The organism is Streptomyces sp. NPDC047974 (genome assembly GCF_040653375.1).
Classification (GTDB): Bacteria; Actinomycetota; Actinomycetes; order Streptomycetales; family Streptomycetaceae; genus Streptomyces.
Window position 1 is genome coordinate 17527 of the sequence record NZ_JBEZNU010000050.1, and the last position, 11463, is coordinate 28989.

Consider the following 11463-nt stretch of genomic DNA (forward strand, 5'->3'; position numbering starts at 1 on the left):
TGCGCGGGCCGCGAGGAGGGCGTCAAGAAAACGTTAAAGATTAGGTAAGGTAACGAAGTACCGCCCGCTGGAGGAACGATCCGGCGCGGACGAGGGGAAGGAACGGCGCACTGACTGTCCACGAGCTCAACGAACTCCTGCTGATCAGCTCGCTGGTGCTGCTGATCGCGGTCGCCGCCGTGCGGATCTCGTCCCGGAGCGGGCTCCCCAGCCTTCTGCTGTACCTCGGCATCGGCGTCGCCATCGGTCAGGACGGCATCGGCAACGTCGCCTTCGACAACGCCGAACTCACCCAGGTCATCGGCTACGCGGCCCTCGTCGTCATCCTCGCCGAGGGCGGTCTCGGCACGAAGTGGAAGGAGATCAGGCCGGCCCTGCCGGCCGCGGTCGTCCTCTCCACCGTCGGCGTCGCCGTCTCCGTCGGCATCACCGCCGCCGGCGCCCACTACCTCGTCGGCCTGGACTGGCGCCAGGCGCTGATCATCGGCGCCGTCGTCTCCTCCACCGACGCCGCCGCCGTCTTCTCCGTGCTGCGCAAGGTGCCGCTGCCCGCCCGGGTCACCGGTGTCCTGGAGGCCGAGTCGGGCTTCAACGACGCCCCCGTCGTCATCCTCGTCGTCGCCTTCTCCACCGCGGGCCCCGTCGACCACTGGTACGTCCTCGTCGGCGAGATCGCCCTGGAGCTCGCCATCGGCGTTGCCGTCGGCCTCGCCGTCGGCTTCCTCGGGGCGTACGGGCTCCGGCACATCGCCCTGCCCGCCTCCGGCCTCTACCCGATCGCCGTCATGGCCATCGCCGTCACCGCCTACGCGGCCGGCGCGCTCGCCCACGGCTCCGGCTTCCTCGCCGTCTACCTGGCCTCGATGATCCTCGGCAACGCCAAGCTGCCGCACGCCCCCGCCAACCGCGGCTTCGCCGAGGGACTCGGCTGGATCGCCCAGATCGGCATGTTCGTCCTGCTCGGCCTGCTCGTCACCCCGCACGAGCTCGTCAACGACTTCTGGCCGGCCGTCGTCATCGGCCTCGTCCTCACCATGGTCGCCCGGCCCATGGAGGTCCTGGTCAGCCTGCTGCCCTTCCGCATCCCCTGGCAGGAGCAGGCCCTCATGTCCTGGGCCGGCCTGCGCGGAGCCGTCCCCATCATCCTCGCCACCATCCCGATGGTGGGGCAGATCGAGGGCAGCGAGCGGATCTTCAACATCGTCTTCGTCCTGGTCGTCGTCTACACCCTCGTCCAGGGCCCGACCCTCCCCTACCTGGCCAGGGCGCTGAAGCTCGGCGACTCCGCGGGCGCCGCCGACCTCGGCGTCGAGTCCGCCCCTCTGGAGCGGCTCCGCGGCCACCTGCTCTCCGTCGCCATCCCGCCCGGCTCCCGGATGCACGGCGTCGAGGTCGCCGAACTGCGCCTCCCGACCGGTGCCGCCGTCACCCTCGTCGTACGGGACGACACCAGCTTCGTACCGGGCCCGGCGACCGTGCTGCGCAAGGGCGACGAGCTGCTCGTCGTCGCCACCGACCCGGTGCGCGACGCCACCGAGCGGCGGCTGCGCGCGGTCGGCCAGGGCGGCAAGCTCGCCGGCTGGCTCGGCACCGGGGACGGGCGGAAGGCGGTCACCACGACCGCGACCCGGTTCCACCGGCCGGCGTCGGTGACGGGGAAGCAGACGCCGAAGGATCATTAATCGCGGGCATTATTTGGGGGTCAGGAGTGTTCTTCCCAGTGGAATCGCAGGCAGGAGAGCGCTCCTCCCTGTACCATGAAGGCACACTTGATCGAACCAACTCTGCCTGACGCAGAGCTGGCGCGACCGTATGGCGGCCGCAGCGCCCCCTCCCGCAGTGGGGGGCCTCCCGGTATCTACCGCAGTTCCGCGCAAGAGGACAGCTCTCGGCGAGACCGGCACCACCGTGCCCCGGCGCGCTACCAGGCGGCAGAAAGGCCAGGACCGTGGCGTCCACGGTCGTCTCCGAGAAGCGGCCCGGCTACGGGCAGCTGCTGCGCACCCCCGGTGCGCTCTCCTTCCTGATCCCCGGCTTCGCCGCCCGGCAGCCCTTCGCGATGCTGACCATCGGCATCGTCCTGCTCGTCCAGCACACCACCGGTTCCTACGGCAGCGCCGGCGCCGTCGCCGCCGTCACCGGTGTCTCCATGGCGGTCTTCGCCCCGCAGAGCGGCAAGCTCGCCGACCGCTTCGGCCAGCGGGCCGTCCTCGTCCCGGGCGTCATCGTCCACTCCGCGGCCGTCTCGCTGCTCGTCGTGCTCGCGCTGGCCGGCGCCCCGCTGTGGGCGCTGTTCCTCGCCGCCGTGCCCGCCGGCGCCTCCGTCCCGCAGGTCGGGCCCATGGTCCGGGCCCGCTGGGCGGCCAAACTTGGTGGGGGTACCTCCCAGGCCGAAGGCTCTGGGGGAGGCACCCCGCTGATGCCGACCGCCGCGGCCTTCGAGTCCGTCACCGACGAGTTCACCTTCGTCGTCGGCCCGGTCCTCGCCACCGCCCTGTGCACCGGCGTCCACCCGGCCGCGGGCCTGATCACCGAAGCCGTCCTCACCCTCGTCGGCGGCCTCTTCTTCGCCGCCCAGCGCGCCACCCAGCCGGCCTTCGGCACGCTCGCCGCCGCCGGCCGGGCCGACGCCGAGCCGCACCGCTCCGCGCTCTCCGTCCCCGGCGTCCGCGTCCTGATCGTCGCCTTCCTCGGCATCGGCGCCGTCTTCGGCGGCATGCAGGTCTCCCTCACCGCCTTCAGCGAGGAGATCGGCAACCCCGGCGCCAACGGCCTCCTCTACGGCGTCTTCGCCGCCGGCAACATGCTCGCCGGCATCGCCATGGGCGCCGTCGCCTGGAAGACCGGCCCCCGCCGCCGCCTGATCCTGGGCTACGCGGGCCTCACCGTCGCCGCCTCCCTGCTGTGGACGGCGCACTCGGTGCTGCTGCTCGGCGCCCTCGGCCTCGTCGTCGGCCTGTGCATCGCCCCGGCCCTGATCACCGGCTACACCATCGTCGAGACCCTGATCCCGGCCACCGCCCGGACCGAGGCCTTCACCTGGCTCACCGGCGCCGTCGCCCTCGGCCAGGCGCTGGCCGTCACGGTCGCCGGCCGCCTCGCCGACGCCCAGGGCTCCGCCGCGGGATTCCTCGTCCCCGCCGCGGGCACCGCGCTCGCCTTCGTCACGCTGATCGCCCTGCGTTCGCGGCTCAGGCCGCGCGAGGCGAGCAGGGTCGCGGCACGGGCCGCGGCACGTGGCATCGGTCACCGCGTGCCGGTGGCGGTGGACTGAACCGACGGAATACGTCACTATGGATCGTCGTTAGCACTCGATGAGTGTGAGTGCCAGGAGGAAGACTAGTGCCGACCTACCAGTACCAGTGCACCGAGTGCGGCGAGGGCCTTGAGGCGGTCCAGAAGTTCACGGACGACGCGCTGACCGAGTGCCCCGCCTGCCACGGCCGCCTCAAGAAGGTGTTCTCCGCCGTCGGCATCGTCTTCAAGGGCTCCGGCTTCTACCGGAACGACAGCCGCGGTGCCTCGTCCAGCAGCTCCCCGGCAGCGAAGAGCTCGACGTCCTCCACGACGTCCACCTCCTCGTCGTCGTCCTCCTCGGACGCGAAGCCGGCCTCGTCGACGAGCACCTCGACGTCGGCGGGCTCGACGCCGGCCGCCTGAGGCCACCCCGCACACCGCATCACCGAAGCCCCGGCCCCCACAAGGGGGACCGGGGCTTCGGCATACCCCCCAGGCGTGGGCGGGTTGTCCACAGGCAGTGGGTTCTCCACAGGCCGGAGCGGGCTCGCCGGACGGCCGCCACCGTGGGCGCATGAAGACGACACACACGCGTGCCGGCCACGCGAACGCGCCCGTGAAAGCCCCCGCGAACGTACCCGCGAACGCGCCGGGCACGAACCCCACGGGGCCCGTGCCCGGGCCCTGCCCGGTGCCGGACTTCCCGCCGCTGCGGGTCCGCGGCGGACGGCTCCGGCCCCGGCTGCGCCACGCGCCCGGCGCGTTCCTCCTGCTCACGGCCGCCGCCCTCGCGCTGACCACCGCCACCGCCACCGACTCCCGGACCGGGCCACCGGGCCGGTCCGACCCCGGGGCCCGGCCCGTCTCCGCACCCGCGGCCCGCGCGCCCGCGCCCGCCCCCGTCCGGCTCGTGTCCGCGCCGGTACGGATCGCCGACGCGGAGGCCGTACGACTCCTGCGCGCCGGCGACCGCGTGGACGTCATCGCCGCACCCTTCGCCAACTCCCCGCTGGGGAACGGCGACAGCACGGCGCGGGTGGTGGCGCGGGCCGCCCGAGTGGCCGAAGTCCCCCGCCCGGGCGAGACTCGTTCGGACGGCGGGGCGCTGATCGTCCTCTCCGTGCCCCGGGCGACCGCGACGGCGCTGGCAGGTGCCGGTGTCACGTCCCAACTGGCGGTGACAGTGTGCTGATTCGCACTGACTCACTGTCAAGTCACCGTCCCGTGTGTACGGATTGGACGGCCTCGCGCCCTTCACGGCCTAATGGCTGCGCACACAGCAGCCCACCCGAAGAAAGGCACCTTGGTGGCCGAGAAGAAGGAAAGCGTGCTGGAGGGCTTCAAAGCCTTCCTGATGCGCGGGAACGTGATCGACCTCGCGGTGGCGGTCGTCATCGGTGCCGCGTTCACCAACATCGTGAACTCGGTGGTCAAGGGAGTCATCAACCCGCTGGTGGGCGCCTTCGGTACCAAGGACCTGGAGAGCTACCGGTCCTGCCTCAAGGGCCCCTGCCAGATCGACGACGCCGGCAACGTCGTCACCGGCATCCCGATCATGTGGGGCACCGTCCTCAGCGCGGTCCTCAGCTTCATCATCACCGCGGCCGTCGTCTACTTCCTGATGGTCCTGCCGATGGCCAAGGTCCTCGCCAAGCGTGCCGCGCACGACAAGGCGAAGGAGGGCGTCGAGGAGGTCCTGGAGGTCAGCGAGCTGGAGGTGCTCAAGGAGATCCGCGACCACCTGGTCGCGCAGCGCGGCCCCAGCAGCGACAAGGGGACCCACTCCACCTCCTGACCGGAGACACGCCCCGGCGTCAGAGGTGGTGCGGCGGCTTCTCGTCGAGGAAGCGCGCGAGGTCGGCGGCGCCGCCGCCGGCCGGAGGCCGCTCACCCCACCCGCGGTCCGTGTCGTCCGCGGACTGCACGTCGAGCGGATCGTCGAAGACGATCACCGGCTTCGGAGGCTTCTGGGAATTCGGCCGAATGCCGTTCGGCTTCGCGTCTCGCGGTCCGTGGGCGGGGGCGGTGCTCATGTCTTCAGAGTACGCCCGCTCCCCCGCCCCGGACCGGCCCGATCAGCGGTCCTTCGGATCCAGCGCCCACAGCCCGAGGACCACCAGGAACGACAGGACGAGGAATCCCGCGCCCCACCAGGCGGTGCCGGTGTCGCCGGACATCCACTCGTCCACCACGATGGTCAGCCCCCAGAGCTGGCCGATCACCACCGTGAGCGCCAGCGCGAGCCGCGCCGACAGCTTCGAGGAGCGCTCCGGCTCCTGCTCCGTGCCCGCCCCCGGACCCGGCCCCGTGTGCCGGATCCGCGGGTCGCCGTATCCGCTCGTGGGCCGGATCTGCGGATAGCGCTCGTGCACCGGACGGTTCAGCCGCGGCTCCGCGCTCCCCGGGCGGTACGCGGGACGCTCCGGGACCGGATCTCCGTTCGTCATGCGCGCTCGCTCCTCTCGGTGCCGGGCCGGCCGGCGGGCGCGTCGGCCCGCAGAGCGGCACAGGGCGGGGTGCCGGCGCCGCGCTGGCGGCAGTAGCCCTCCTGCAGGCTCTCTCCGGAGCGGGCGGTGCCGATGGCCCAGACGCTGCCGTCGACCTGCTCGACCAGGATCACCTTCGGCAGCCCGCGCGGCGGCGGGCCGGCCGTCACCTCTCCCGTGCGGGCGTCGAAGACCCCCTCGTGGCAGGGGCAGTACAGCTCGCCCTCGCTGCCCCGGTCCTTGCGCCACAGGACGGCGCAGGCCAGGTGGGTGCAGACGGCGGAGTAGCCGGCGAGGGTGCCGTCCTCCATGCGGACGGCGATCGCCCGGTCCTCGTCGCCCGGGTAGCGGAAGGCGAGGGACTCGCCGGGCAGGATCACGTCGGCGATCCTCTTCACCTCGGGGACGCCGTCGGCGTCGCCGTGCCGGTGCAGGATGCCGGAGGCGACCGCGACCCCGCCGACCGCGAGACCGCCGGAGACGGTGGCGACGATCCGCAGGTAGTCGCGGCGGGTGGTGAGGGAGTCGGCGGCGATCCGGTCGCGGAGCGCCTCCTGCGCCGCGTCGGCGCCCGCGTCCGGCACGGGCGGCTGCGGGTCGGTGACGCTCATCGGACGCCCTCCCGTCGCCCGCCGCCACCCTTGTCCGAGTTCGCTGCGCTCACGTCCACTCCATTGATCTCGACGACCGGCAGCCCCCCGGGCACGGGCCACTGGACCTTGTCGGCGGGGACGACCATCGCCACACCGGTGGTGACGGTGGTGGTGCCGAAGGTGAAGGAGTCGGCGACCTGGACGCCGGGGCGCTCGTTCTGGAGCTCTTCGAGGGTTCCGTAGAAGAGGGCGCCGGTGGGGCAGACGGTCGCGCACATCGGGGCGAGGCCGTAGGCGGTGCGGTCGTAGCAGAGGTTGCACTTCATCTGCAGCTTCGCCTGGAGGTCGATCTTCGGGACGCCGAAGGGGCAGGCGTTGACGCAGTTGGCGCAGCCGATGCAGCGGGTGGTGTCGGCCTGCTGCACCACGCCGTCGGCGGTCACCAGGATCGCGTCGGCGGGGCAGACCTCGGCGCAGGGGGCGACGGGGTCCTCGCAGTGCATGCAGACGGTGGGAAGGGAGGCGACGGAGTGGCCTTCGTCGGGGTAGTCGAGGTGGATCATCGACTTGCCGCGGTGCGAGTCGCATTCGCGGCAGGCGGAGACGCAGGCCTGGCAGCCGATGCAGCGGCCCGGGTCGATGAAGATCGTGCGGCCCATCATGCGCGGTCAGCTCCTCTCCGCGGTGCCACGGCCCTGCGGGGACGTGGGCGGCAGGGGGTCGGTGCGGGAGACCTGCGTCTCCGGGTAGGCGAGCTGCCCGGGGGCGGTCGGTGGCGCGGGGACCTCGTCGACGCGTTCGGCGGCCTCGATGCGGGCCGCGCAGACCTTGTACTCGGGGATCTTCGAGCGGGGGTCGAGGGCGTCGATGGTGAGGGCGTTCGCGGCGGTGGGGACGGGCCAGTGGTAGGGCACGAAGACGGTGTCGGGGCGGATGGCCTCGGTGACCAGGGCGGGGAAGACCTCGCTGCCGCGCCGGGTGACGACGCGGACCGGGTCGCCGTTGCGGAAGCCGTGCGAGGGGTGGACCTCGACCCAGGGCCGGGGCGTCTGCTCGACGAGGGCGCCGAGCCGCCGGGTCTGGTTGCCGGAGAGGAAGTGGGCGACGGTGCGGCCGGTGGTGAGCGAGAGCGGGTACTCCTCGCTGTACGGGTCCATCGGCGGGTGCCATTCGACGACCTGCAGGTGGATCCTGCCGTCGGGGTGGTAGGTGCGGCCGTCCTCGAAGAGGCGGGGGGTGCCGGGGTGCTCGGTCGTCGGGCAGGGCCAGGCGATGCCGCCGGTCTCCTCCAGCCGCTCGTAGGTGATGCCGTAGTAGTCGTTGACGGTGCCGGCGGAGGCGATCCGCAGCTCCTCGAAGACCGAGCGGGAGTCGGGGAAGGCGAACTTGTCGCCGGCTCCGAGCCGCTTGGCGAGCTCGCACATGACCCAGGTGTCGGTGCGGACCCCGGCCGGGGGCTCCTGGGCCTTGTTGTGCTTGACGACGCGGGCCTCGGCGTTGGCCATGACGCCCTCGTCCTCGGCCCAGACGGTGACGGGGAAGACGACGTGGGCGTTGGCGGCGGTCTCGGAGAGGAAGAAGTCGAACTGGGCGTGGAACTGGAGGGTGTCGTACCCCTCCTTGACCGTGGCGTAGTTCGGGAGGGAGACGAAGGGGTTGTTGCAGATGCCGATGAGGCCGCGGATCTCGGCGCGCTGCATCTGCCAGACCATCTCCATCATGGAGGTGCCGGCGGGCGGGAGTTCGGACTCCTCGATGCCCCAGATCTCGCAGATCTGCCGCCGGTGCTCGGGGTTGGAGATGGAGCGGCCGCCGGGGAGGAGGTCGGACTTCTGGCCGTGCTCGCGGCCGCCCTGGCCGTTGCCCTGACCGGTGATGGTGCCGTAGCCGGCGCCGGGCCTGCCGATGTTCCCGGTGGCGACGCAGAGGTTGATGATGGTGAGGCAGTTCTCGACGCCCTGCGAGTGGTGCTCGACGCCGCGGGCGTGCCAGGCCATGGCCTTGCCCGCGCCGGCGAACATGCGGGCGACCCGGACGATCTGTTCCTCGGGGACGCCGCAGATCTGTGCGGAGCGGGCCGGCGGGTACGCGGCGACGGTGGCGCGGACCTCGTCCCAGCCGGTGGTGTGGGCGGCGAGGTACGCCTCGTCGGTGAGGCCCTCGGCGACGATCACGTGCAGCACGGCGTTGAAGAAGGCGGAGTCGGTGCCGGGCTTGAGGGCGACGTGGACGTCGGCGGTGCGGGCGATGGCGGTCTGCCGGGGGTCGACCACGATGAGGGAGGCCCCCCGGTCGCGGGCCCCCCACAGGTACTGGGTCATCACCGGGAAGCACTCGCCGACGTTGGAGCCGGCGATGAGGAGGCAGTCGGTGAGGAGGATGTCGGAGAAGGGGTTCCCGGCCCGGTCGATGCCGAAGGCGAGCTTGTTGGCGCCGGCTGCGGACACCATGCAGAGGCGCCCGTTGTAGTCGACGTGCTTGGACTTGAGGGCGACCCGGGCGAACTTCCCGACGAGGTAGGTCTTCTCGGAGTAGAGGCTGGCCCCGCCGAGCAGCCCGAAGGCGTCGTTGCCGTACTCGCCCTGGATGCGGCGGATCTCGGCGACGGTGTGATCGAGCGCCTCCTCCCAGCTGACCGGCCGGAACTCCTCGTCCCTGGTGCGCCGCATCAGCGGCGAGGTCAGCCGGTCGGGGTGGTTGACCTGCTGGTAGGCGTTGATGCCCTTGGGGCAGAGCCGCATCCGGTTGATGTCGTGGTTCCGGGGCTCGACCCCGAAGACCTTGCCCGCGCGGTCGACCCGCAGGTACATCCCGCACTGCACCCCGCAGAAGCAGCAGTGGGTGGGGACGAGCGTCTCCTCGTTCTGGTCGGCGTGCCACCGGTCGGCGGGGATCCCCCCGGCGTCCCGGAAGTTCCGGGTGCCGGGCGGAGCGACGGAGGGATCGAGCGGCACTGCCCGGGAGGGGTCGGTCGCGGTCACTTACTTGAAACCCTTCTTGACGTGGGTGAGGTAGGCGTTGCCGCGGAGGACGCGTTTGCAGCGGGGGCAGTACTCGGCCCATTCGTCGAAGTCGAGCTTGAGGTCCTGCATGGTGCCGCGCAGGTTCTCGACGTAGGCGGGGGTGTCGATGGGCTCGTGGCAGCGGCGGCAGGCCTGGAGTTCCTCGGCGGCGCCGTCCCTGCGGCGGGAGGTGTACTTGAAGAGCTGCATGCCGACGGCGGCGGGCCGCTGGATGATGTGGAAGAACTTCCCGAAGGGGATGTAGACGAGGGTGAAGACGACCGAGACCATGTGGAGGATCGCCAGGAACTCGTAGCCGCCGCCGTGCAGGAAGATCGACGAGAAGGTGAGCAGCAGGCCGGTGACCGAGATGACGATGAGGGCGATCAGCGGGATCAGGTCGTAGGCGAAGCGCTGGCCGGTGATGGCGCCGCGGTCCTTCATGCGCCGCCACAGGAAGTAGGAGGCGCCGGCGATGACGAGGACGGCGGCGATGTCCAGGCCGTGGAACATGAGCCAGCCGAAGATGTTCAGCGAGTCGAAGCCGAGGACCTTGAAGCCCCAGATCCGCATCTCGTAGCCGGGGCCGTCGCCGGTGCCGGACGTGAAGGTGAACCAGCCCCAGGTGAGGGGGAAGGTGATGAGCGCGGCGAGGATGCAGCCCCAGAAGAGGAGCTGGTGGGCGGCCCAGCGGGCGTGCGAGCGGGCGCCGAGGAACTTCTGGAAGCCGAGATAGGTGGCGATCATCCTCGGCAGGGCGGTGGGTGCCTTGCGGAAGTTGGCGGCGGAGAAGAAGGAGCGCCAGCCCTGGCGGAAGAGGCGCCGGGCGCCGGGGGCGGAGATCCAGACCGTGTAGCGGTAGGCGACGCCGAAGGCGAGGAAGACGGTGGCGACGGCGTAGGGCAGCAGGGCCGAGTCGAAGTCGCGCAGGAGCCGGCTGCCGAAGACGATCGCGACGATGAGGAGGGCGGAGACGGCGGTGCCGGCGAGGAGGGCGCGGCGGCGGACGGCGGCGGGGGTCCGGCGTGCGGGGCCGTCCGAAAGCGCAGCGGTCGCCTCCGGCTCGGGAGCGGCGGGCTCGGCGGTCTGTGGTGGCTCGGTCACGGGGCCACGGTAGGACGTATGTACCTTTTGAGCCCGTTATGCCCGGCGTGTGGGTGACCGTGTCGCCGGGCCGGAGGGGGCGGACGTCAGACCGTCTGCAGGCCGTCAGACCATCTGCAGGCCGTCAGACCGCGTACAGGCCGTGGCCCTGGAAGACCTCCCGGACGGCCGCCACCTGCTCCGGGGCCGGCGACGGGGTGTCGTGGAGGGTGAAGGGCATGTCGAGGGCCTGCCACTTGGCCTCGCCCAGCTTGTGGAAGGGGAGGACGTCGACGCGGGAGACGTTGCCGAGGCCGGCGGCGAAGGCGGCGACGCCCTCGACGTTGGCGGGGTCGTCGGTGAGACCGGGGACGAGGACGAACCGGACGTGCACGTCCTGGCCGAGCCCGGCGAGGCGCCGGGCGAAGTCCAGGGTCGGTTTCAGCGGACGGCCGGTGACCTTCCGGTACGTCTCCGGGTCCCAGGACTTGATGTCGAGGAGGACGAGGTCGGTGTCGCGCAGCAGGGCGTCGGTGGCACGGACGCCGAGGAAGCCGGAGGTGTCGAGGGCGGTGTGCAGGCCCAGCTCGTGCTTCATGCGGTGCAGCAGCTCGCCGGTGAAGACGGGCTGGAGGAGCGGTTCGCCGCCGGAGACGGTGGCGCCGCCACCGGAGGCGGCGATGAAGCGGACGTACTTGGACGCCTCGGCGATCACGTCGTCGGCGGAGGTCCGCTTCCCGTTCCGCATCCGCCACGTGTCGGGGTTGTGGCAGTAGAGGCAGGTCAGCGGGCAGCCGGAGAGGAAGGTGACGAAGCGGGTGCCGGGCCCGTCGACACCGGTGGAGAGGTCCCAGGAGTGCACCGACCCCTCGGACGGACGCTGGGTCGCGGCCGCGGCGACCGTCACGGGGGTGGCGGCGGGGCTCGTGGCGAGGCTGGTCACGGCAGGACCTCCTGAGGGAGGAAGGGAGACGCTCGGGTACACGGCCGCCGTCGAGCTCTCCTCCGACCGGCTGCTGCGCAACAACAAGCAGAAGCCGAAGTCGAGCCGGAACCCCGGAG

At 71.8% G+C, this 11463-nt stretch carries 12 protein-coding genes; 5 read left to right on the forward strand and 7 right to left on the reverse strand.

What is annotated here, in order from left to right:
- Nucleotides 1-155: 155 nt before the first annotated feature.
- The 5 genes from AB0E19_RS36100 to mscL all read left to right on the forward strand — a co-directional run bounded on the left by AB0E19_RS36100 (nt 156) and on the right by mscL (nt 5032).
- Complete coding sequence (locus AB0E19_RS36100; protein WP_362188596.1) at nt 156-1682, forward strand: potassium/proton antiporter; 1527 nt, start codon at nt 156-158, stop codon at nt 1680-1682.
- Nucleotides 1683-1948: 266 nt separating this feature from the next.
- Nucleotides 1949-3274, forward strand: a complete 1326-nt coding sequence (locus AB0E19_RS36105) for an MFS transporter (protein WP_362188599.1) — start codon at nt 1949-1951, stop codon at nt 3272-3274.
- A 68-nt stretch (nt 3275-3342) separates the two neighbouring features.
- The gene (locus tag AB0E19_RS36110; protein WP_362188602.1) at nt 3343-3660 is read left to right on the forward strand and encodes an FmdB family zinc ribbon protein; all 318 of its coding nucleotides are present in this window, start codon (nt 3343-3345) and stop codon (nt 3658-3660) included.
- Nucleotides 3661-3811: 151 nt separating this feature from the next.
- A complete protein-coding gene (locus AB0E19_RS36115; RefSeq protein ID WP_362188605.1) occupies nt 3812-4429 on the forward strand; it encodes a hypothetical protein in 618 nt (205 codons plus the stop codon).
- A gap of 114 nt (nt 4430-4543) precedes the next feature.
- Nucleotides 4544-5032 (forward strand): large conductance mechanosensitive channel protein MscL, encoded by a 489-nt coding sequence (gene mscL, locus AB0E19_RS36120; protein ID WP_362188608.1) that lies wholly within the window; start codon nt 4544-4546, stop codon nt 5030-5032.
- A gap of 19 nt (nt 5033-5051) precedes the next feature.
- Here the strand turns inward: mscL and AB0E19_RS36125 are convergent, their stop codons facing one another.
- The 7 genes from AB0E19_RS36125 to pflA form a co-directional block, all read right to left on the reverse strand.
- Nucleotides 5052-5270, reverse strand: coding sequence for a hypothetical protein (locus AB0E19_RS36125; protein WP_360607491.1), 219 nt, complete (start codon nt 5268-5270; stop codon nt 5052-5054).
- Nucleotides 5271-5312: 42 nt separating this feature from the next.
- Nucleotides 5313-5684: a DUF6755 family protein gene (locus tag AB0E19_RS36130; RefSeq protein ID WP_362188613.1), complete on the reverse strand. Its 372-nt coding sequence runs from the start codon at nt 5682-5684 to the stop codon at nt 5313-5315.
- Nucleotides 5681-6334 (reverse strand): Rieske (2Fe-2S) protein, encoded by a 654-nt coding sequence (locus AB0E19_RS36135; protein WP_362188616.1) that lies wholly within the window; start codon nt 6332-6334, stop codon nt 5681-5683. Before AB0E19_RS36135 ends, AB0E19_RS36130 begins: the two co-directional genes overlap by 4 nt.
- Nucleotides 6331-6978 carry a 4Fe-4S dicluster domain-containing protein gene (locus AB0E19_RS36140; RefSeq protein ID WP_362188619.1) on the reverse strand — a complete coding sequence of 216 codons (648 nt, stop codon included), beginning with the start codon at nt 6976-6978 and terminating at the stop codon, nt 6331-6333. Before AB0E19_RS36140 ends, AB0E19_RS36135 begins: the two co-directional genes overlap by 4 nt.
- A gap of 6 nt (nt 6979-6984) precedes the next feature.
- A complete protein-coding gene (locus AB0E19_RS36145) occupies nt 6985-9297 on the reverse strand; it encodes a molybdopterin oxidoreductase family protein (protein ID WP_362188622.1) in 2313 nt (770 codons plus the stop codon).
- The gene (locus AB0E19_RS36150) at nt 9298-10422 is read right to left on the reverse strand and encodes an MFS transporter (RefSeq protein WP_362188625.1); all 1125 of its coding nucleotides are present in this window, start codon (nt 10420-10422) and stop codon (nt 9298-9300) included.
- A 124-nt stretch (nt 10423-10546) separates the two neighbouring features.
- Entirely contained in the window at nt 10547-11344 is a 798-nt protein-coding gene (pflA, locus tag AB0E19_RS36155; protein WP_362188628.1) for a pyruvate formate-lyase-activating protein, read from the reverse strand.
- Between the last annotated feature and the right edge of the window lie 119 nt (nt 11345-11463).

Excerpts from the sequence above, each read along its gene's own strand:
- AB0E19_RS36125 (WP_360607491.1), bottom strand. The coding sequence starts at position 5,270 with ATGAGCACCGCCCCCGCCCACGGACCGCGAGACGCGAAGCCGAACGGC.
- AB0E19_RS36130 (WP_362188613.1), bottom strand. The coding sequence starts at position 5,684 with ATGACGAACGGAGATCCGGTCCCGGAGCGTCCCGCGTACCGCCCGGGG.
- AB0E19_RS36135 (WP_362188616.1), bottom strand. The coding sequence starts at position 6,334 with ATGAGCGTCACCGACCCGCAGCCGCCCGTGCCGGACGCGGGCGCCGAC.
- AB0E19_RS36140 (WP_362188619.1), bottom strand. The coding sequence starts at position 6,978 with ATGATGGGCCGCACGATCTTCATCGACCCGGGCCGCTGCATCGGCTGC.
- AB0E19_RS36115 (WP_362188605.1), top strand. The coding sequence starts at position 3,812 with ATGAAGACGACACACACGCGTGCCGGCCACGCGAACGCGCCCGTGAAA.